Source organism: Streptomyces sp. NPDC013157 (assembly GCF_042899865.1).
Classification (GTDB): Bacteria; Actinomycetota; Actinomycetes; order Streptomycetales; family Streptomycetaceae; genus Streptomyces.
In genome coordinates this window covers 87,728-107,362 of sequence record NZ_JBIBAK010000001.1, presented here as the reverse complement: position 1 = coordinate 107,362, position 19,635 = coordinate 87,728, and the positions used below count along the sequence as shown (strand labels likewise).

The 19,635-nt window shown below is 70.2% G+C and carries 16 protein-coding genes, 1 tRNA gene and 2 pseudogenes; 7 read left to right on the top strand and 12 right to left on the bottom strand.

Annotated elements, in window-relative coordinates:
* The first annotated feature begins 122 nt into the window (after positions 1 to 122).
* Genes sucC through ACFY6U_RS00460 form a run of 3 tightly spaced genes read left to right on the top strand, consistent with a single transcriptional unit; the run spans position 123 to position 3,720 of the window.
* Complete coding sequence (gene sucC, locus ACFY6U_RS00470) at positions 123 to 1,253, top strand: ADP-forming succinate--CoA ligase subunit beta (protein WP_390034350.1); 1,131 nt, start codon at positions 123 to 125, stop codon at positions 1,251 to 1,253.
* 11 nt (positions 1,254 to 1,264) lie between these two features.
* On the top strand, positions 1,265 to 2,182 hold the full coding sequence (gene sucD, locus ACFY6U_RS00465; protein WP_390034349.1) for a succinate--CoA ligase subunit alpha: 918 nt from the start codon (positions 1,265 to 1,267) through the stop codon (positions 2,180 to 2,182).
* Positions 2,183 to 2,184: 2 nt separating this feature from the next.
* Complete coding sequence (locus ACFY6U_RS00460; RefSeq protein WP_390034348.1) at positions 2,185 to 3,720, top strand: aldehyde dehydrogenase family protein; 1,536 nt, start codon at positions 2,185 to 2,187, stop codon at positions 3,718 to 3,720.
* A gap of 13 nt (positions 3,721 to 3,733) precedes the next feature.
* Here ACFY6U_RS00460 and ACFY6U_RS00455 read toward each other — a convergent pair whose 3' ends face one another.
* A complete protein-coding gene (locus tag ACFY6U_RS00455; RefSeq protein ID WP_390034347.1) occupies positions 3,734 to 4,654 on the bottom strand; it encodes an LLM class flavin-dependent oxidoreductase in 921 nt (306 codons plus the stop codon).
* A 61-nt stretch (positions 4,655 to 4,715) separates the two neighbouring features.
* Between ACFY6U_RS00455 and ACFY6U_RS00450 the strand changes: the two genes are divergently transcribed.
* Positions 4,716 to 5,141 carry a MarR family winged helix-turn-helix transcriptional regulator gene (locus ACFY6U_RS00450; RefSeq protein WP_390034346.1) on the top strand — a complete coding sequence of 142 codons (426 nt, stop codon included), beginning with the start codon at positions 4,716 to 4,718 and terminating at the stop codon, positions 5,139 to 5,141.
* A gap of 136 nt (positions 5,142 to 5,277) precedes the next feature.
* A tRNA-Leu gene (locus tag ACFY6U_RS00445) sits at positions 5,278 to 5,362 on the top strand.
* A gap of 142 nt (positions 5,363 to 5,504) precedes the next feature.
* Here ACFY6U_RS00445 and ACFY6U_RS00440 read toward each other — a convergent pair.
* The 10 genes and pseudogenes from ACFY6U_RS00440 to ACFY6U_RS00395 all read right to left on the bottom strand — a co-directional run bounded on the left by ACFY6U_RS00440 (position 5,505) and on the right by ACFY6U_RS00395 (position 15,942).
* A complete protein-coding gene (locus ACFY6U_RS00440; RefSeq protein WP_390034345.1) occupies positions 5,505 to 6,245 on the bottom strand; it encodes a recombinase family protein in 741 nt (246 codons plus the stop codon).
* Positions 6,246 to 6,450: 205 nt separating this feature from the next.
* Positions 6,451 to 6,963 (bottom strand): annotated as a pseudogene (locus ACFY6U_RS00435) (recombinase family protein); the annotation flags it as partial.
* A 309-nt stretch (positions 6,964 to 7,272) separates the two neighbouring features.
* A pseudogene (locus ACFY6U_RS00430) lies at positions 7,273 to 8,232 on the bottom strand (ISAzo13 family transposase); the annotation flags it as partial.
* Positions 8,159 to 8,656 carry a transposase gene (locus ACFY6U_RS00425; protein ID WP_390034344.1) on the bottom strand — a complete coding sequence of 166 codons (498 nt, stop codon included), beginning with the start codon at positions 8,654 to 8,656 and terminating at the stop codon, positions 8,159 to 8,161. The gene ACFY6U_RS00425 and the pseudogene ACFY6U_RS00430, both read right to left, overlap by 74 nt.
* Positions 8,657 to 9,029: 373 nt before the next feature.
* Positions 9,030 to 10,211, bottom strand: a complete 1,182-nt coding sequence (locus ACFY6U_RS00420; RefSeq protein WP_390034343.1) for a serine hydrolase domain-containing protein — start codon at positions 10,209 to 10,211, stop codon at positions 9,030 to 9,032.
* A complete protein-coding gene (locus ACFY6U_RS00415) occupies positions 10,208 to 11,347 on the bottom strand; it encodes an oligopeptide/dipeptide ABC transporter ATP-binding protein (RefSeq protein ID WP_390034342.1) in 1,140 nt (379 codons plus the stop codon). The genes ACFY6U_RS00420 and ACFY6U_RS00415 overlap by 4 nt, the downstream gene beginning before the upstream one ends.
* Positions 11,344 to 12,426 (bottom strand): ABC transporter ATP-binding protein, encoded by a 1,083-nt coding sequence (locus tag ACFY6U_RS00410; protein ID WP_390034341.1) that lies wholly within the window; start codon positions 12,424 to 12,426, stop codon positions 11,344 to 11,346. The genes ACFY6U_RS00415 and ACFY6U_RS00410 overlap by 4 nt, the downstream gene beginning before the upstream one ends.
* Positions 12,427 to 12,452: 26 nt before the next feature.
* Positions 12,453 to 13,244, bottom strand: a complete 792-nt coding sequence (locus ACFY6U_RS00405; RefSeq protein ID WP_390034340.1) for an ABC transporter permease — start codon at positions 13,242 to 13,244, stop codon at positions 12,453 to 12,455.
* Between the two features lie 119 nt (positions 13,245 to 13,363).
* Positions 13,364 to 14,380: an ABC transporter permease gene (locus tag ACFY6U_RS00400; protein ID WP_390034339.1), complete on the bottom strand. Its 1,017-nt coding sequence runs from the start codon at positions 14,378 to 14,380 to the stop codon at positions 13,364 to 13,366.
* A gap of 11 nt (positions 14,381 to 14,391) precedes the next feature.
* The gene (locus ACFY6U_RS00395; RefSeq protein ID WP_390034338.1) at positions 14,392 to 15,942 is read right to left on the bottom strand and encodes an ABC transporter substrate-binding protein; all 1,551 of its coding nucleotides are present in this window, start codon (positions 15,940 to 15,942) and stop codon (positions 14,392 to 14,394) included.
* A 209-nt stretch (positions 15,943 to 16,151) separates the two neighbouring features.
* Between ACFY6U_RS00395 and ACFY6U_RS00390 the strand changes: the two genes are divergently transcribed.
* Both ACFY6U_RS00390 and ACFY6U_RS00385 read left to right on the top strand, forming a co-directional pair.
* Complete coding sequence (locus tag ACFY6U_RS00390) at positions 16,152 to 17,066, top strand: LysR family transcriptional regulator (protein WP_390034337.1); 915 nt, start codon at positions 16,152 to 16,154, stop codon at positions 17,064 to 17,066.
* A 57-nt stretch (positions 17,067 to 17,123) separates the two neighbouring features.
* Positions 17,124 to 18,932, top strand: coding sequence for a hypothetical protein (locus ACFY6U_RS00385; RefSeq protein WP_390034336.1), 1,809 nt, complete (start codon positions 17,124 to 17,126; stop codon positions 18,930 to 18,932).
* Between the two features lie 437 nt (positions 18,933 to 19,369).
* Here ACFY6U_RS00385 and ACFY6U_RS00380 read toward each other — a convergent pair whose 3' ends face one another.
* Positions 19,370 to 19,612 (bottom strand): hypothetical protein, encoded by a 243-nt coding sequence (locus ACFY6U_RS00380; RefSeq protein WP_390034335.1) that lies wholly within the window; start codon positions 19,610 to 19,612, stop codon positions 19,370 to 19,372.
* Positions 19,613 to 19,635 lie beyond the last annotated feature (23 nt).

The following is a 19,635-nucleotide window of genomic DNA, read 5'->3' as shown; positions in this document are numbered from 1 at the left end:
GGGGGTTGGAACGCTCTCGCGGTACATTGCATACAGTCGACGAATACTGTATGAACCTTGTTATCCCGCATCCGGTGGGTGGTGTCCAGGGGGCGTGCGGCACTTTCAAGACAGGAGCCGAAATGGACCTGTACGAACACCAGGCAAGGGAACTCTTCGAGGAACACGGCATCGTGGTGCCGAGGGCCGAGGTCACCGACTCGCCCAAGGAGGCCCGGGAGATCGCCCGCCGGCTCGGCGGCAGGGTCGTCGTGAAGGCGCAGGTCAAGACCGGCGGCCGGGGCAAGGCGGGCGCTGTGAAGCTCGCCGCCGACCCGGCCGCGGCGGAGCTCACGGCACGTCAGATTCTCGGCATGGACATCAGGGGGCACACGGCCGGCAAGGTGATGCTGGCCCAACCCGTCGACATCGACAGCGAGTTCTACGTCTCCTACGTCCTCGACCGGGCGGCCGGCGGCTTCCTGGCCATCGCCTCCGCCGAGGGCGGCATGGAGATCGAGGAGGTGGCCGCGACCCGGCCGGAGGCGGTGGCCCGGGTCCCCGTCGACCCCGCGGTCGGCGTCACCTCCGCCAAGGCCCAGGAGATCGCCGCGGCCGCCGGACTGCCGCCACAGACCGTCGACGTCCTGGTACGGCTCTGGCAGGTACTGGTCCGCGAGGACGCGCTGCTCGTCGAGGTGAACCCGCTCGTGCGCACCGGAGAGGGCCGGATCCTGGCCCTCGACGGCAAGGTCACCCTCGACGACAACGCCCGCTTCCGGCAGGCCCGTTGGGGCGCGGAGGAGGGTGAGCACCACGACCCGCTGGAGGCGGCGGCCGCCGCGAAGGGGCTCAACTACGTCAAGCTCGACGGCGAGGTCGGCGTCATCGGCAACGGCGCGGGCCTGGTGATGTCCACCCTGGACGTGGTGGCCGGCTGCGGCGCACGGCCCGCGAACTTCCTGGACATCGGCGGCGGGGCATCCGCCCAGATCATGGCCGACGGCCTCTCGGTGATCCTCTCCGACCCGTCGGTGAAGTCGGTCTTCGTCAACGTCTTCGGTGGGATCACGGCGTGCGACGCGGTCGCCGACGGCATCGTCCAGGCCCTGGAAACCGTCAGGCTGACGAGACCGCTGGTGGTCCGCCTCGACGGCAACAACGCGGCCCGCGGCCGGGCGATCCTCGACTCCCGCGCGCACCCCCTGGTCGAACAGGCCACCACCATGGACGGCGCCGCCCGCCGCGCCGCCGAACTCGCCGCCACCGCCTGAGGAGTTCTGTCATGGCGATCTACCTCACCAAGGAGAGCAAGGTCCTCGTCCAGGGCATGACCGGCGGCGAGGGCATGAAGCACACCCGGCGGATGCTCGCCGCCGGGACCGACGTCGTCGGCGGGGTCAACCCGCGCAAGGCCGGGCAGAGCGTCGACTTCGACGTCCCCCAGTGCCTGGACGGCCTGGGAGGTGCCCCCATCGCCGTCCCGGTCTTCGGCACCGTCGCCGAGGGCATGGCGGCGACCGGCGCCGACGTCACCGTCGTCTTCGTGCCGCCCGCCTTCGCCAGGGCCGCGGTCCTGGAGGCGGCCGACGCCGGCATCGGCCTCGCGGTGGTGATCACCGAGGGCATCCCGGTCCACGACTCGGTGGCCTTCACGTCGTACGCCAGGCGGAACGGCACCCGGATCATCGGGCCCAACTGCCCCGGGCTGATCACGCCCGGCCAGTCCGACGCGGGGATCATTCCGGCCGACATCACCAAGCCCGGCCGCATCGGCCTCGTCTCCAAGTCCGGCACGCTGACGTACCAACTCATGTACGAGCTGCGGGACATCGGCTTCTCCACCTGCGTGGGCATCGGCGGCGACCCGGTCGTCGGGACGAGCCACATCGACTGCCTGGCCGCCTTCCAGGACGATCCCGACACCGAACTCGTCGTCCTCATCGGGGAGATCGGCGGCGACGCGGAGGAGCGGGCCGCCGCCTACATCCGGGAGCACGTCACCAAGCCGGTCGTCGGCTACATCGCCGGGTTCACCGCACCCGAGGGCCGCACCATGGGCCACGCGGGCGCCATCGTCTCCGGTTCGGCCGGCACCGCCCGGGCCAAGCAGGCGGCGCTGGAGGCGGTCGGTGTGCGGGTGGGGAGCACGCCGACCGAGACCGCCCGGCTGGTCCTGGAGCTGCTGGAAGCGGGGGGCTGACCATGGACCTCGTCCGCAAGCCCGGCACCGGCTGGGACGGCGCCTGGGCGCGCTGCCTCGCCCTCGCCCCGGAAGCCTTCCGCGACGACCGCGTCCTCAACCTCTGGGCCGCCGGCTGGCAGCCCGACGGCCGCCCGCTGCCCGCCACCAGCCCCGTCGACGGCAGCCCGATCGCCGGCGCCCCCCGCCTCGACCGCGCCACCGCGCACCGGGCCGTCCGCGCCTGCCTCGACCAGCACCGGGCCTGGCGGCACATACCGCTGGAGGAGCGCCGGGCCAGGGTGGCCGCCACCCTGGACGCCCTCACCGAACACCGCGAACTCCTCGCCCTGCTGCTCGTCTGGGAGATCGGCAAGCCCTGGCGGCTGGCCCAGGCGGACGTGGACCGGGCGATCGACGGGGTGCGCTGGTACGTCGACGGCATCGAGCCGATGCTCGCCGGGCGGAGCCCGCTGGACGGGCCGGTGTCCAACATCGCCAGCTGGAACTACCCGATGAGCGTGCTCGTTCACGCGGTACTGGTGCAGGCTCTGGCGGGCAACGCGGTGGTGGCCAAGACCCCGACCGACGGCGGGGTCGCCTGCCTCACCCTGGCCTGCGCGCTGGCCGCCCGCGAGGGCCTGCCGGTGACGCTGCTCAGCGGCAGCGGGGGCGAGCTGTCGGAGGCGCTGGTGCGGGCGCCCGAGATCGGCTGCGTCTCCTTCGTCGGCGGACGCGACACGGGGGCGGCGGTGGCCACGGCCGTCACCGACCTCGGCAAGCGGCACGTACTCGAACAGGAGGGACTCAACACCTGGGGCATCTGGAACTTCACCGACTGGGCCGCCTTCACCGCCGTCGTCCCCAAACTCTTCGACTACGGCAAGCAGCGCTGCACCGCCTACCCCCGCTTCGTCGTCCAGCGCGAACTGTTCGACGAGTTCCTCACCGCCTACCTCCCGGCGGTGCGCCGGCTCCGGATCGGCCACCCCCTCGCGGTCGCCGACCCCGCCGACCCGCTCCCCGAGCTGGACTTCGGCCCGTTGATCAACGCGGCGAAGGCCAAGGACCTGACCGACCAGGTGGCCGAGGCCGTCGACCGCGGCGCCGTCCCGCTGCACCGCGGCAGCCCGGCCGACGCCCGCTTCCTGCCCGGCCAGGACACCGAGGCGTACGTCCACCCGGTCACCCTCCTCAACCCGCCCCCGTCCTCACCGCTGCACCACGCGGAACCCTTCGGCCCGGTCGACACGATCGTCCTGGTCGACACCGAGGCCGAACTGCTGGCCGCCATGAACGCCTCCAACGGCGCACTGGTCGCCACGCTCTCCACCGACGACGAGGCCACGTTCGCGCGCCTGGCCCCGCAGATCCGCGCCTTCAAGATCGGCCACGGCAAGGCGCGGTCCCGAGGCGACCGGGACGAGCTCTTCGGCGGCTTCGGCGCGTCCTGGCGGGGCGCCTTCGTCGGCGGGGAGCTGCTGGTGCGGGCGGTGACCCAGGGCCCGGCGGGGGAGCGGCTGCCCGGGAACTTCCCGGAGTACCAGCTGATGCCCTGACCGCGCGCGTGTCTCATTCCGTGGCGTCGCGCACCGGCCGGATCACCTCGTCCGCCAGCCGGCGCGCCACGCCGTCGGGATAAGGACGGGGCAGGCTCAGCACGATGTGGTTCATCCCGGCCCGGACGAGGGCGGCGACCGTGGCCCGGGTCGCCGCCGGGTCGTCGTACGACACCAGGACCTGGACCGAGCGGACGATCTCCGCCGGATCCCGGCCCAGTTCGGCGCAGTGCGCGTCCAGCACCCGGGCGCGCTCGGCGACGAACTCGACGGTGTTGTGCGGCGGCCCGGGCACGTTCCAGACGTCCGCGTGCTCGGCGACCAGCCGCAGCAGTCGGGTGCCCCAGCCGCCGATCAGCAGCGGGGGCCCCGGGCGCTGCACCGGCTTGGGCTCGTTCCGGGTCCCCCTCAGCCGGTAGTACTCGCCCTCGAAGCCGAAGACGTCCCGGGTCCACATCAGCTTCAGGATCCGTACCGTCTCGTCGAGCCGGGCGATGCCTTCGGCGGGCGGCACGAGCGTGAGGCCGTACGCGTCGTACTCGTCGACCGCCGGATTCTCCCCGGCGATCCCGCCCGCCCCCGGCGGCTGATGCGTCCCGCCGACGCCCAGCCCCAGGACCAGCCGCCCGCCCGAGATCACGTCCACGGTGGAGGCCATCTTGCCCAGGAGGGCGGGCGGCCGGATCCGGTTGCTGGTCACCAGCAGACCGAGCCGCAGCCGCTCGGTCTGCGCGGCCAGGGCGGAGAGCAGCGTCCAGCCCTCGTGGACGGCGCCGTCCTTGGGGCCGGCCACCGGCAGCAGATGGTCCCAGAGCCAGGCGTCCGCGATCTGCGGTATCGCGTCCGCCTCCTGCCAGACACGGCGGATGTCCTCGTAGGGGACGTGCATGGGGGTGGTCTTGATGCCGAAGCGCACAGCCGTCACGGTCGTCATGGCCGTCAGTCTAGTCAATCATCAGTCATGCTGACGATCAGATTTCGATATCGTCTACGACATGGTCAGTGATCCCCTCGAATCCCGGCTCGGGTACCTGCTCAAGCATGTCCAGGCCGACCTGGCGCGGAGCTCGGCCGAGGCCCTCGCCCCGTACGGCATGGACGGACACGACCTGGCGGTGCTGGTGGTGCTGGCCGGGGCCGAACCGCTGTCGCAGATCGAGGTGGCGGGACGGCTCGGGGTGGACCGCACGACGATGGTGGCCCTGCTCGACGGCCTGGAGCGGCGAGGTCTGGTAGAACGCCGGCGCAGCCCGCAGGACCGGAGGCGCAACATCGTCGAACTGACGGACACCGGGCGTGAGCGGATGGGCCGGGCGGAGGAGGCGCGACGGGCCGCCGAGCGGCGCTTCCTCGCACCGCTGGACGACGAGACGGCCGCGACACTCGTCCGCGCCCTGCGCGCGCTGCTGCCCGCCCGGTGACGGCCCGGCCACGCGCCGTGACCCGCGCCCACCTGCGCCTACACCGACGGAAACGCAGGTGAAAGGCACTCCGAAAGCTTGGTATTGTTGTCCATGTCGCCGCGGGGAACACCCCCGGTCAGGCGGCAGACACCTAGTCCGGGTGGCGGAATGGCAGACGCGCTAGCTTGAGGTGCTAGTGCCCTTTATCGGGCGTGGGGGTTCAAGTCCCCCCTCGGACACACCATTGCCCCCTAAGTCCCGTTTCGCGGGCAGGGCAGACTGGCACTCGCCTCCGGCTCCCGGCCGGGCGCGGGTGTTCTGGCGTTTCGGCAGGCTTCTGGCTTCCTCCTCCAGCGCTTGCGTGTGCTGCTGCGGTGCCGGTCAGCCGATGGCGATCCTTTCTCCTCGTGGGGTGTCCGCGGTCAGGGTCCGGGTGGCCGGGGCGAATATCACGGATATTGATTCGGTGCGGAGGTACTCCACGGCGGTGGCCGGTGAGGGCGGAGCCGTCGTTCCGCTCAGGTCGGTCTTGTGCGCGGTGAGGCGGATGACCAGTGCGGGCAGGTGGGGCAGGACGTGGTCTTCGCGGACGTAGGCGTTGGGCGTCCGGTGGGACAGGGGCGGGGCGGCGCTGGAGTGGCCGTGCCGGCACCGGTAGGCGGGGCGGCGGGTCCAGTGGGAATCCATCCGGCGCCCGCACATTCCGCAGCGCAGGAGTCCCGCCAGGGTGTATGTCCGTCCCGGTGCCGTGAGCCGGTCGGCGTGAGTGTGCTGGACCGTGACGAAGTCGGCTTCGCTGACCAGTGCCGGGTGTGCCGGTTTCGTTGAGATGATCCAGTCGGTGGGGGTGTTCCAGCGCATCACGTCGCGGTGGCCGAGGCTGGTGTTGGCCGGGTCGATGAGGTCGTGGTCGGTGCGCTGCCGGTTCCAGACCTGGCGGCCGGTGTAGCGGGGGTTGGCCAGGATGGTGCGCACCGTGGTGAGGACCCATCGCCGGCTGGTCGGGTGCGGGTTGCGGTGTGGGTCGGCGGCGGACGGGCTGGGGATGCCGGCATCGTTGAGGGCGCGGGTGATGCGGGCGACGCTGTGCCCGGCGAGGCGTTGGGTGAAGATCCAGGACACGATGGGGCCGCACTCCGGATCGATGTCCAGGCGTTGGATGCGGACACCGCGGCGGGCGAGGGTCCGGTTGGGGTGCGGGCCTGCGTCGGCGAGCCGGTATCCGTACGGGGGGTCGGCCGCCGAGGTAGCGGCCCTGGTCGCGGGTCTGCACGGTCATCGCGCCGCGGACCCGGATACGGGCGCGGGCGATCTCCCGTTTGGAGAGGATGCCGAGGAGGATCATGAGTTCTTCCTGGCCGGCGATCTGCGGGTCGATCGCGCCGCCCAGTTCCGGCACCCACACCTCCACCCCGTAATGCTCAAACAGCGGGGCCATGGTGGCGAACTGGTTGCCGTAGAAGGCGCGTTCGCTGGAACCGACGATGACCGCATCGAAGTCCCGGTCCGGATCGGCCATCGCGGCGAGCAGCGCGGCTGCTTGCGGTCTGCGGGCCCAGGGCACGGTCCGGCTGCGGCCGACATCGAAGTACTCGGCCACGATCCGCCCGTGTCCAGACGCCAGTGCCTGGGCGCCCAGCAGCTGCCAGGCTCGTGAGGTGGCCGGGTCCTGGTGGTCCTCGGTGGACACTCGTCCGTAGAACGCAAACCGCAGGCCACCGGTGTGCGGACAGGCGGTGGGGACAGCGTGCAGGGCGGAGTCGTGAGCCCACCGGGTCAGGAGCCCGTGGTCTGCCGAGGAGTCGGGTGTTTGTCGGGCTACCGCATGATGCGCTGCCATGTTCGACGCCTCCTGTCGGCCGCACTACGGCCGGTTCTACCGATCGGCCCTGTATCCACTCCTGATGCGTATCAACGCCTACCTGGTGCGCTGGCTCAGCAACAAGTACAGACGGTTTCGCGCGATGAGGAAGGCTATCGCGGCCTTCCAGAGGGCAGCCAAGCGCCGCCCGGGGATGTTCGCGCAGTGGAGGTGGGTCAGTTCCCCCTCCCTGGCCTGGTGATCAGGACGACAAGAGCCGTATGACGAGAGATCGTCACGTACGGATCTGTGGGAGCCGGAGGGTGCGAATCCCTCCGGCTACCCGACTTTCGAAGTCCCCGGCGGTAGGTGACAGACCGTGATCTCCAGGCCGCTCTCTCGTGCGAAGGCGGCGAGGTTGCTTTTCCAGGTCCAGCGGCGGGGGTCGTTGGAGCCGCCGGAGTCGGCGGTGATCAGGAGCCGGGTGGCATTCGAGTGGTCCGCCCGTCCGCGGTGCTGCCACCAGAGTCGGTTGGACTCCACCGCGAACTGGGCGGTGTCGTGGTCGGTGCCGACGTTGACCCATCCGCTGTTGTTGGCGATGTCGTAGATCCCGTAGGGGATCGCCATGGGCTGGTCGTTGGTGGTGAACGTGTGGCAGTCCACCTTGATCGCGTTCTTGCCCGGGCGCCAGGTGCGACCGGGCCGGTGCCGGTTGCCGAGCCATTCCTTGGCCTTGGTGTCGACGCTGATCACCGGCTGGGCATCGTTGAGGAACGCGGTGGCGGTGGCATTGAGGTGGGTGAACTGGGCATCGCGGTCTGGATGGCTGATGCCCTCTGTTGTCTTCGCGGTTCCCTGCAGGCTGTAGCCCAGGGTGTGCAGCAGGTGTCCGACGGTCGAAGCGCTGATCGGGTGGCCCTGTGTGGTGAGGGTCGAGGCCAGGGCCCGTAACGACAGCGTGGTCCAGCGCAAGGGGGAGACGGGGTCGCCTCGGGTATGCGGCTCGATCAGCAACTCCAGCGCAGGCAGCAGACCAGGGTCGGTGTCAGTCAGCCGCTTGCGACCCGCACCCGGAGCCCGGACCCGCAAGGTTGGCGAGGAGCAGCCGGCCAACTCGGCCACACCTCGCGCGATGGTTGCAGTGCTGGTGCCGGAGGCGGCGGCGACCCGGACGATCCCGCCGCGGCCGAGGGCCGTCGCCTCACTGGCCAGGTACAACCGACGGCGGCGCTCATCGAGGTGCGGCAGGATCTGATCGAACTTGGCCCGCAGAGCACGAACGCGGCCTGACAGACACGGGGTCATATCTCAGACTCCCACCAACACCCCTCTGCCGAGCGCTTATTGAAATACGGGCCCCGGCTGTGCCGGAGTACTGGCGCTGTACTCCTGCGGAGGTGATGCCTTTCTTCACGAAGCCGGTGTCGTCGAGGATCAACACGCCTTTTGGCGTGCCGAGTTGTTCTGCGATGTATGCCTGAAGGTCGTCCCGCAGGCCGTCAGCGTCCCACCGGCTGTGGGAAAGCAGGTGCTGCAGGCCGTGTGGGGTGGCATTGCCGGCGTACTCGGCGAGCTGCCAGCTGTTCTTGCGGCCGACCGGGCCGAGCAGTCCGCGGACGTAGTCCCGCATCCGCCGCCGGGACTCCACCCGGCAGAAGCGGGCTCCGGTCCGCAGGAAGAGTTCTTCGAGTTCCAGGTCCCAAGCATTCGTCGGTACGTCGTGGATCACGGGAACGGACTGCTCGTCGCGCTGTCACTACATGCGGCGCGGACACACGTTGGTGGGACGACCTGTCCAAGCCCGCCCCACGCATGGCGCACCCCCGCTACACTCCCCACCGCCAGGCCGCTGACCAGCAGAAATACAGAAGTCCGACTGGAGTACTAGGCACCCGTGCGCCCACCGGAACAGTTCCCTGAACCCGTGCCGGATAGCTCTGGCGTCTTCCAGGTCCGCAAGAGCCCTCACCGCCGACTTCGCCAGTGGTTCGCTCGCCATGCACCTCGGACTCATCACAGCCTCCGACCAGAAGGTGAGATCATCTCGAACGCGTCCCAGCCGGGGGACCCGAGCGGTCCGCGGCGACGTCGGCGGGGGCACTTCAGAGTGTCTCGGCGATCCTGCGGAAGACCCGAGCGTGGCGGTGCGACCAGTCGGCGCTAGTAGCGACCGGGAGGCAGGAGAACTTCACGATCACCACCTGCGCGGCCGGGTCGATCCACAGGTACTGGCCGTGGATGCCCGTCGCGTACACGCTGCCGTGATCGTCGCCCGTCACCCACCAGTGGTTGCGGTACGAGCCACGCGGGTGCACCTCGCTGAAGACGGTGCCTGCCACCGCGGCCGGGTCGCCGCCCCGGGTGATGGCCTCGATCCAACCCGCGGGGACGATCTGCCGGCCGCCTGCCACGCCGTGGTCCAGCAGGAGCAGGCCGATCCGGGAGAGGTCCCGGGCGGTGGTCGACATACCGCCGTTGGCGAAGGCGAAGCCCGCCCGGTCGATCGTGATCTGGGCGTCCCGTTCCATGGCCAGGTGCCGCCACAGCCGCTCGTGGAGCAGGTCAGGGTAGCGGCCCGCGGTGACCCGTTCGGCGACCCAGGCCAGTACGTCGGTCGCCGCGGAGCAGTACTGGAAGCGCCTGCCGTGCGGGCCACAGGAGCGCAGAGACGTCAGGAAGTCGAAGACCGTTCCGGGGTCCTCGGGCAGCCGGGTCCGCCAGCCCGCGATCCGGTCCTGCAGACGTACGTGGGAGGACTGGTCGTGATAGTCCTCGCTGTAGTCCACGTCCGCCGCCATGTCCAGGATCTGCTGGATCGTCGCGGTCCCGAACGCCGACTCGCCCAGTTCCGGCACGTACGTCAGGGCGGGCGCGGAGAGTTCCAGGGCCCCCTCGGCGACGAGTTGGCCGATCAGCAGCGAGCACACCGACTTGGACACGGACATCAGCAGGTGCCTGCGGTGCCGGTCCATCTCACCGTCGTAGACCTCGTAACGGATGCCGTCGCGGTCCCGCACGAGGAAGGCGTCGGTCGCGGAGGCCGACAGGAAGTTGTCCAGCGGGACCTCACGGTCGTCGAGCGGAACGTGCAGTCCGGTCAGTCCGTGCCCCTCGGCGGAAGGTGACGGCTCGGGCGGGTCGGAGGCGCGGATCACGGCCGCGGGGACGATCTGCTCCGCGTGGGCGAAGCCCCAGCGGCTCAGCGGGGCGTCCTGCCAGTTGTCCAGCGTGATCGGCCAAGGGCGTCCGCCGCCCTGCACCATGCTGTCCTTCGCGGGGGTCACGCGTTGCTTCCTTTCGTAGGGGGGCGGGTGGTGGTGACGACCGTGGCCAGGTGACAGGCGGCTTCGACGCCCTCGGGTCCGGCAGGCCGTGGCAGGGGAACGGTGGTGGCGCAGGCGCCGTCCGCCGCCCTGCTGCTCTCCAGCGGGCACCGGGACCGGTAGGCGCAGCCTTCTTCCGGACCAGCGGAAGATCCAGGAGGCTCCGGCAGGCCGTCCAGGAGGTGTTCGCGTCCCTGACCGGGCACCGAGTCCAGCAGCGCGCGGGTGTACGGGTGAGCGGGGGAGGCCAGCAGCGGACCGGCCGGACCGGACTCGACAAGCCGTCCCCGGTACATCACGCCCAGGGTGTCGCTCATGTGCCTGACCACGTCCAGATCATGGGAGATCAGCAGGAAGGCGAACCCGAGGGAGGCCTTGAGATCAAGCAGCAGATTGAGGATCTGGGCCTGTACGGACACGTCGAGGGCCGACGTGGGTTCGTCGAGGACGAGCAGCCGCGGGCTCGTGGCCAGGGCGCGGGCGATTCCGACCCGCTGGCACTGTCCTCCGGACAACTCGTGCGGTAGCCGTGCGCCGTGCGTGGCCGTCAGCCCGACCTGGTCGAGCAGGGCTGCCGTGCGCCGAACGGTCTCGGCGCGGCCGAGTCCCTGAAGCCGCAGCGGCTCGCCCACGCTGGCCGCCGCCGTGCGGCGGGGATTGAGGGCGGCGACCGGATTCTGGAACACCATCGCCGCGTCGCGCCGCACCGTGCGCAGTTCGGCACGGCGTGCCGTGGTGATGTCCGTCCCCCCGACGAGGGAGGTACCGCTCGACGAGCGCAGCAGGCCCAGCGCGGCGCGCGCCAGGGTGCTCTTGCCGGAGCCGGACTCGCCGACCAGACCGAACGCTGAGCCCGCCGCCACGGTCAGGCTGACCCCCCGCACGGCGTGCACCACCTCACCGCGGCGTCCGGCGCGGGCCGGGAAACGCACCTGGAGGTCGCGTACTTCCAGTGCCGCCGGGTCGGCGGCCAGGTCTGCCCGGGGGCTCGCGTCACCGCGCGGGGAGTCGTTCGCCGCGCCGCCTCGGCCTCGGCCGGGACCTGCCGGTGATTGTCCGGGGGGCCTTCTTCCCCGAGTGCCGGCCAGGTTCCTCATGACACTCCCTCCTCAGCGCCCCGCAGGCACGCGGCCTGCCGTCCGGGGGCGAGCTCGGTGGGCCGTGGATCGGTGGTCCGGCAGATGTCCATCACCTCTGGGCAGCGGTCGGCGAAGGCACAGCCACGCACCTGCGCGGGGTCGGGCGGGACCGTGCCCGCGATGGCGGTCAGCGGCTGCCTGGGGGCGCCCCGGCCGGGCAGCGCGCCGAGCAGGCCGCGAGTGTAGGGGTGAGCGGGGTGGCTGAGGACGTCCTGGGTCGGCCCGTGCTCCACGACCCGGCCCGCGTACATCACCGCGGTGCTGTCGCACACGTCGCCGACCACACCGAGGTTGTGGGTGATGAGCAGCGCGGTGAAGCCCGTCTCGTGCCGCAGGTCGAGCAGCAGGCGCAGGATGTGCCGGGCGACGGTGACGTCGAGCGCTGTGGTGGGCTCGTCGAGGACGAGAAGCCGGGGGCCGCCGATCAACGCCATCGCGATCATCGCGCGCTGCAGCATGCCGCCGGACAGCTCGTGCGGGTACGCCCGCGCCACCCGCCGTGGATCGGGCAGGCCGACCCTGCCGAGGCGGTCGAGGACCAGGACGTCGGCCTCGCGGCGGCCGATGGCCAGGTGGCGCCGGGCGACGCGGCGCAGCTGGTCGCCGATGCTGAAGACAGGGTTGAAGGCGGTGGCGGGGTTCTGGAAGACCAGGGACACGGAACCGCCGCGCAGTGCGGCCCGTTCGCGGGGCGGCAGGCGGGTCAGTTCCGTGCCGTCGAGCCGGATGCTGCCGCCGAGCCGGGCGTGCGCGGGGAGCAGGCCGAGGATCGCCATCCCGGTCAATGTCTTGCCGCAGCCCGTCTCGCCGACCACACCGAGGATCTCCCCCTGGGAAACGCGCAGATCCACCCCCCGCACCGGCTGCGCCGGGGGCAGCTCCGGCCGGCCGGGGCGGGGGAAGGACACAGTGAGGCCGCTGACCTCCAGCAGCGGGCGACGGCCTGACGGTCGAGGGGCGGGGTCGGTGTGGTCCGAGACAGCGGGGAGGGCGTCCTGGGGGCCGGTGGCCGGCGAGGGGCGCTCCTGGGAACCCATGACTGAGGGAGAACTGTCCTGAGGCGTCATGGCCGCGCCTTCCGCGGGTCGAGGAAATCGCGCAGCGTGTCCCCCAGCAGGTTGAACCCGAGGACGGTCAGGAAGATGGCGAGGCCGGGAAAGGTGGAGATCCACCACGCGTCGAACAGCGAGGCGCGGCCCTCCTCCACCATCAGGCCCCAGTCGGGCGACGGCTGCTGCGCACCGAGGCCGAGGAACGCCAGCGAACCCTCCGCCAGGATCACCGAACCGAGATCGACCGTGACCTGGACGAGGATCGGGCCGACGCAGTTGCGCACCACGTGGCGGGCGAGGATGACCGGCAGGGGTACGCCCATGGACCGGGCCGCCTCGACGAACGGCCTCTCGCGCAGGGAGCGGGCCTCGGCACGCACCAGCCTCGCGTACCACGGCCACCAGCAGACCGCGAGCGCCAGGCCCGCGTCGAGTCGGCCGGGGCCGAGGAGGGCGACGGCCACCATGGCCAGCAGCAGTGGTGGGAAGGACTGGAAGAACTCCGTCACCCGGGAGATCACCGCGTCCGCCCGCCCACCGAGGTAGCCGGCCAACGCGCCGAGCGGCACGCCCACGGTCACGGCCAGTCCCACTACGGCCACCGACGACAGCAGCGCGGGGCCCGCGCCCAGGATCACCCGCGACAGCACGTCGCGGCCGAGTTCGTCGGTACCGAACAGGTGGGCCGCGCCGGGCGCGATGTTCCGCGCGGCGACGTCGGCGGCGCCCCGGCCCTGCGCCGGGGAGGGGGCGAGCCACGGGCCGAGGACCGCGATCACGGCCAGCGCGGCGACCAGCGTCACACCCGCTGCTCCGAAACGGTCGGCTCCGGCCGGCCGCAGGCAGCGTCGCCACAGTGACCGTGTCCGCGACGCCGGGGTCGCCTTCGGTGCGGCCGGCGTGTCCCTGAGTACCGGGGCCGTCATGACAGCCTCACCCGCGGGTCGACGCGCGCCTGCAGGACGTCCACCACCGCGTTGGTGAGCAGGTAGCCCGCGGCGCCCAGCAGGGTGATGGCCATGATCGACGGGTAGTCGACGGCGAGCATCGTCTGCGTGGCGAACTGGCCGATGCCCGGCCAGTTGAAGACCGTCTCCACGAAGAACGTGCCCGTCAGCGAGTACGCCACCGCCATGCCCAGCACGGTCAGGGTGGGGGAGAGCGCGCCCCGCAGTGCCAGCGTCCACACGATGGCCCTCTCCCGCAGCCCGTAGGCCCTGGCCGCGATGATGTGGTCCTGTGCCAGTACTTCGACCATCGAGGCGCGCGTCATCCGGGCCACGAGCCCTACCTGGTAGGCGGCGAGCGTCACCGCGGGCAGCACCAGATGGCTCAGCCCGTCGGAGAGAGCGGTCCAGTTGCCGGTCAGCAGACTGTCCAGGAGCGGAAAGCCGGTGATCGACCGGATCGGGTCGACGAAACGCAGGGTGCTGCTGAACGCGCCGGTCGCGGGCAGCAGGCCGAGCCGGTCGACGAACGCCACCTGCAGCAGCAGCCCCAGCCAGAAGGCGGGCATGGACACGCCTCCGATGGACACCAGCCGGACGAGTGCGTCGACGCGCCCGCCCTCGCGGCGCGCGGCCACGACGCCGAGCCCGATCCCCAGGACCGCGGACAGCAGAGTGGATGCGGCGATCAGCTCCAGTGTCGCCGGCAGCCGGTCCGCGACCTCGCTGAGCACCGGGCGTTTCGTGGCCAGTGAGTAGCCCCAGTCGCCGTGGAGCAGCCGTACGAGGTAGTGGATGTACTGCTCCGGCAGTGGCTGGTCCAGCCCGAGCTGTGCCCGTATCCGGGCCGCCTGTGCCGCGGTGGCCTTGGGGCCTATGTAGGCCAGGGCGGGATCGCTGGGCAGGACACGGGCCAGCACGAACGTGGCCACGGTCAGGACCAGCAGTACCGCGGCGGCGGAGGCCGCCAGCCGCGCGAGGTGTCGTGTCATCGAATCCCCCGTCAGGCCGCGGGCTTCAGCGCGGAGAAGAAGACGGTGAACGGATAGTTCTCGTTGAACCGGAAGCCGCTGAGGGCCTTGGGCACGACGTAGACCGCCCGCGAGTCGTACAACGACAGGCCGGGCGCCTGCGAGTAGAGGATGCGCTCTGCTTTCACGTAGAGCGAGCGGGCCTTTGCCGGGTCACTGGCGGTGTAGGTGCCCGCCTTGTCGACGAGGCCGTCGTAGGTGGTGCTTTTCCAGTAGCTGAGGTTGAAGTACGGCTTGGCGCTGCTGTGGTACAGCGAGTACAGGTTGTCCGATCCCGCGTCGCTGTAGGTGGGCCAGTAGTAGAGGACGAACATGTCCTGCGCGTCGGTCGGGTTCGACTTGGCGTTCGCCCATTGCTGGTTGAAGAGCTGCGACGTCACCTTCAGGGTCACTCCGAGCTTGGCGTAGGCGTCCTTCAGCAGCGGCACGAACCGGGCTTCGGCCTCGTTCTCCGAGGCGTAGGTCAGGTGGAGGGTGAAACCGCCCTTCGGGTAGCCGGCCTTGGCCAGCAGCTCCTTGGCCTTGGTCAGGTCCTGGTGGTACTGCGGCACCGAAGCGTCGTAGGGGAAGATGCCCTTGGGCACCGGCCCGTGCGACTGCGTGCCGTAGCCCTGGGCGCCGACGGTGATGATGTCCTTGTAGGGCGTCGCGTAGGACAGGGCCTGGCGGACCAGGGGGTTGTTCAGGGGCTTGCGCCTGGTGTTGAAGAACGCGACGTAGTTGAACGGCGAAGGGTAGTCCTTGACCGTGTACTTGGCGTCCTTGCGGAACGAGTCGATGTTCTGCAGCGGGACGGACGTGGAGAGGTCGACCTCACCGGCCGTCAGCATCTGCTGGGCCGTCACGGTGTCGGCCGTGATCTGCACGTCCACCGTCTTGTAGGTGGCGGCGTGAGCGGTGTTCCAGTAGGACGCCGCGCGCCTGAGGACCATCTCCTTGCCGGCGCGGTAGGAGGCCATCCGGTAGGGGCCGGTCCCGCCGTCGACACCCTTGGTGTTGTAGTAGGTCTTGTCCTTGGCCGCTGCCTTCAAGGCCTTCGGGGAGACGATCCAGGCACCGTAGGTGGACGAGGCGATGAGGTCCATCGCGGCGGCGTACTTCAGGTGCATCACGACGGTGTGGGCGTCGGGTGTGGTGATGCTCGCGAGCGGTGCCCAGATGAACGAGGCACCGCCGCTCTTGCGCGCGGCGAGGATGCTCTGCCTGACCGCGGAGGCGTCGACCGCGGTCCCGTCGTGGAACCTGACACCGCGCCGGATGGTGAAGGTCCAGGTCCTGGCGTCGGCCGACTTCTTCCAGGAGGTGGCGATGGCGGGCGTGTACGCGGTCGACGAGCCGGCGGCGTTCTTCCACAGCAACGGCTCGTAGATGTTGCCCAGGTACATCGCCTCCGTGGAGAAGGAGGCCACCGGGTCGAGGGTGGTGACGTCGGCGGTCGAGGCGACGGTCAGGACGGCGTCGCCGCCGGACGAGGCGGGTCCGGAGCAGCCGCTCGCGGCCAGGGCGCCGACGGTGAACGCCACGGCGGCCCACCGGCGCGAACAGCGCGCGGGGAGACGTCTGTGATGCACGAAGCACCTCCAGGTGGGATGTGAGGAAGGGGAAAGAAGCGGTGACGTGCGGGGGTACGTGAACCGGACGGGCCGCGGGAAGCCGTTGCCTGACAGTGTTGACCTGCGTGATATGACCCGCAAATACTTGTCTTCCGTACTTCCCATGCCTTGGAGGCATAGTGGAACTGCGTGTCCTTGAGTACTTCCTGTCGATCGTGGATCTCGGTTCGGTCACGGCCGCGGCGCACGAGGTGCACGTGACGCAACCGTCACTGTCCCGTCAGATCCGGCACCTCGAAAGGGAGTTGGGCCTGACGCTGTTCAGGCGGGGGGAGGGCCCGCTGAAGCTGACTCCCGCGGGCCGTGCGTTCCTGCCGGTCGCCCGTGACGTGATCGCCCGCGCCCGGCTGGCCAGGGACACGGCACGCTCGATGGCCTCCGGCGCGGGCGTGCCGCTGACCGTCATCGCGCCGCCGACGACCGTCACCGACGTGGTGGCGCCGTTCGTCGTGGCCAGCGGCCCCGAGGGGCAGATCACCGACGTCGTCGAGGCTTCCCCGCATGGCGTCTACGGCGCGCTGTCGGTCGGCCAGGCCGACTTCGCCATCGGTACCAGGCCGCCACCCTCCGACCTGAGTTACGTCGTGCTCGGCCAGGCCTGCGTGTGGGTCCAGGTCGCCTCCGGCCATCCCTGGGCGGGGCGCGACCACGTCACCCTGGAGGACCTGAGCACGGACCGCGTCATCGTCATGGACGAACTGCACGGTGTACGGCGGGTCCTGGACGAGGCGGTCGCCAAGGCGGGGCTGGGCTACAACGCCTCGTACGTGGCCAGGGCACCGGCCGTCGCGCAGGCGCTGGCGGCGGCGGGCAAGGGCGTGTGCGTCGTCTCCGACGACCCGCGCTTCGCCCTGCGGTCACTGCCGATCCGGCTCGCCGACGGGCCTCTGCACGTCACCCTCTTCGGAGCCTGGGACTCCACGCACTATGCCTCCGCCCAGATCCGTTCCTGCCTCGACCGGCTCACCGTCTTCTGCCGTGACCTGTTCGCCTCGCCTCCCGGTACCAAGAGCGGTCATACGCAGGTGACATGACGTCCGGTACCAACGGGCATTCGACAACCTCCCGTCACCGGGGCCACCTTCAGCGACATGAGACCCAGCCCGCGACTCCGCGTGGCCCTGTCCTGCCTGCTTCTGCTGGCCGGGCTGACCGCCACGGCGACCACCGCCTCCGCCGACACCCTCACCGCAGTCTCCGACGACCCCCTGACCGGCAGCGGCGCGGTCAGCCGCACCCTGCTGACCCGGACGGACCTCACCACCGGATCCTCCACCGCCCCGGTCAGCGACTCCGCCTTCGCGCTTCCCGCCGGCGCGGCGGCGCCGTCGCACACCTTCCAGGGCACGCTGACGCTCAGCGGGACGTCCACGGGCGGCGGGTTCAGCGAGCTCGTGGACACCTACAACCGGACGTCGAACGCCGACTCGGCGTGGAAGCACCTGCCGTCGTTCTCGGTCACCTTCGTCCAGAACGGCAGTCACCTCATCCCGACCGTTCGGGGACTGCAGTACACCGGCTCGACCGTCTGGAACCTGGAGGTCGGCGCCGGCCGGGCCTGGGACGAGACCTCCGACAACGGCATGACCCGGGCGTCCTTCCCCTTCGCGCTCGTCGAGCGCAACGCCAACTGCGTCCACAACGGGGAGATGACCTTCCTGTTCGACGCCGGCAGCATCAGCAAGGTGCGCTACCAGATCACTCAGGAGACCTGCGACTACCAGAAGTTCAACATGTGGGGCCAGCTGTCCGGCACCTACACCCCGCAGACCGTCAGCGACGCCACCAGCATCGAGAACGCCTACGCCGCCGAGGTGGCGGGCCGCCTCCCCACCAAGTCCATCAGCGCCCTGGCCACCGACTATCCCAACTCGGGCGTCGACACCAGCAAGTTCGGCTCCGGTGTCACCGCTTCCAGCATGACTGCCTACGGCGTCTACATCAACGGAGTGAACTACACCTCCGGCTGTACGACCCGCTACGGCAGCTACGCGTTCTGCTCCGACATGCTGCTGCCGTCGTACTCCACGGCCAAGAGCGCCTTCACCAGCATCGCCGCCATGCGGCTGGAACAGCTCTACGGTACGAGCGTCGCCGGTGAACTCGTCAAGAACTGGGTGTCCGAGACGTCCTCGTCCTCGGGCGACTGGTCCAGCGTCACCCTCAACAACGCGCTGGACATGGCGACCGGCAACTACTCCTCATCCGGCTTCGAGGCGGACGAGGACGGCACCACCATGTCCAACTTCTTCACCGCCGAGTCGTACAGCTCCAAGGTGTCCACGGCGCTGTCCTATCCCCACAGGTCGACCCCGGGCAGCCAGTGGGTCTACCACACCTCCGACTACTTCCTCGCCGCCCGCGCGGAGAACAACTACCTTCAGTCGAAGGCGGGAAGCAGCGCGGACATCTTCAACCTGGTGCGTGACGACGTCTACAAACCCCTCGGCGTCGGCCCCGACTCACTGACCACCGAGCGCACCGACAACTCCGCGACCGGTGTGCCCCTCGGCGGCTACGGGCTGTTCTGGACCCAGGACTCCATCGCCAAAGTGGCGAAGCTGCTGAACAACGACGGCGGCGCCATCAACGGCACCCAGGTGCTCAACTCCACGGCTCTGGCGGCCACGATGCAGAAGACCTCCTCGGACCGGGGCGTCACCACCACCGGCACCACCGCCTTCAAGTACAACAACGGCCTGTGGGCGCTCCAGTTCACCCCGTCGTCCTACCCGCAGTACTCCTGCTCCTTCTACGTCCCGTTCATGTCCGGCTACGGCGGCATCACCGTGGCCATGGCACCCAACGGCGCGACCTACTACTACTTCAGCGACAACGACGAGTTCTCGTGGGCCGACGCCGTCAACGAAACCAACAAGATCAACCCGATGTGCTCATGACCTGAGGCCCCGGCACGGCTGCTGACGGAGCCTGCGGCCGCTCCTCCCGGTGCCCCACGCGGCACCGGGAGGAGCGTGTTCGGACGAGTCTCCTGGCTGCTCGGGAGTCCACGCGCACACCCATGCGTACGAGCAGTTCGGCGCTGTGATGCCGGCCGCACCCGAGCTGGCGAGCCGCTCAGTGAGGGATCCCCAGCTGGGTGGTGTGGCAGGGCTGATGCGTTCTCAGCAGGTGATCTTGAGGAGTGCGGTGGCGTAGTCGGGGCGTGAACGATAGTGGTCTGCTGCGCGGCGATGTTGGTCCAGCCGGCCTGGCGCATCAGGCCGATGGCGAGGTTGCGCAGGGTGGCCATGGCGCGGGGCGCGCTGCCGGTGCGGATCTTGGAGGCGTCCTCGGCGAACGTCACGTCTCTCACGTGGTGCAGGGCCTCCACGGATCAGTGGCCCTGGACAAGTTCGGCCAGGCGGGCGGGGTCGGCCTGGCCGGGGGTGAGGCTGGTGACGGCGTAGACCGTCTTCGTCTGGACCTTGCCGGTCTTGGTGTTGACGCGGCGTCGCTTGATCTCGATGGCCTGGACGGCGTGCGGGAACAGCAGCCCGGCTTCGACGGTGCACACCTTCAGCCGCCGGACCTCGCGACGTCCGTGCCCGGTGGTGCGGGTGCGGTCCAGCAGCGGCATCTGCCGCCAGGGCAGGCGGCGCA

What these genes read in the sequence shown, in the direction of transcription:
- sucC (WP_390034350.1), top strand. Translation starts at nt 123, where the DNA reads ATGGACCTGTACGAACACCAGGCAAGGGAACTCTTCGAGGAACACGGC.
- sucD (WP_390034349.1), top strand. Translation starts at nt 1,265, where the DNA reads ATGGCGATCTACCTCACCAAGGAGAGCAAGGTCCTCGTCCAGGGCATG.
- ACFY6U_RS00460 (WP_390034348.1), top strand. Translation starts at nt 2,185, where the DNA reads ATGGACCTCGTCCGCAAGCCCGGCACCGGCTGGGACGGCGCCTGGGCG.
- ACFY6U_RS00455 (WP_390034347.1), bottom strand. Translation starts at nt 4,654, where the DNA reads ATGACGACCGTGACGGCTGTGCGCTTCGGCATCAAGACCACCCCCATG.
- ACFY6U_RS00450 (WP_390034346.1), top strand. Translation starts at nt 4,716, where the DNA reads ATGGTCAGTGATCCCCTCGAATCCCGGCTCGGGTACCTGCTCAAGCAT.
- ACFY6U_RS00415 (WP_390034342.1), bottom strand. Translation starts at nt 11,347, where the DNA reads ATGAGGAACCTGGCCGGCACTCGGGGAAGAAGGCCCCCCGGACAATCA.
- ACFY6U_RS00410 (WP_390034341.1), bottom strand. Translation starts at nt 12,426, where the DNA reads ATGGGTTCCCAGGAGCGCCCCTCGCCGGCCACCGGCCCCCAGGACGCC.
- ACFY6U_RS00400 (WP_390034339.1), bottom strand. Translation starts at nt 14,380, where the DNA reads ATGACACGACACCTCGCGCGGCTGGCGGCCTCCGCCGCCGCGGTACTG.
- ACFY6U_RS00385 (WP_390034336.1), top strand. Translation starts at nt 17,124, where the DNA reads ATGAGACCCAGCCCGCGACTCCGCGTGGCCCTGTCCTGCCTGCTTCTG.
- ACFY6U_RS00380 (WP_390034335.1), bottom strand. Translation starts at nt 19,612, where the DNA reads ATGCCGCTGCTGGACCGCACCCGCACCACCGGGCACGGACGTCGCGAG.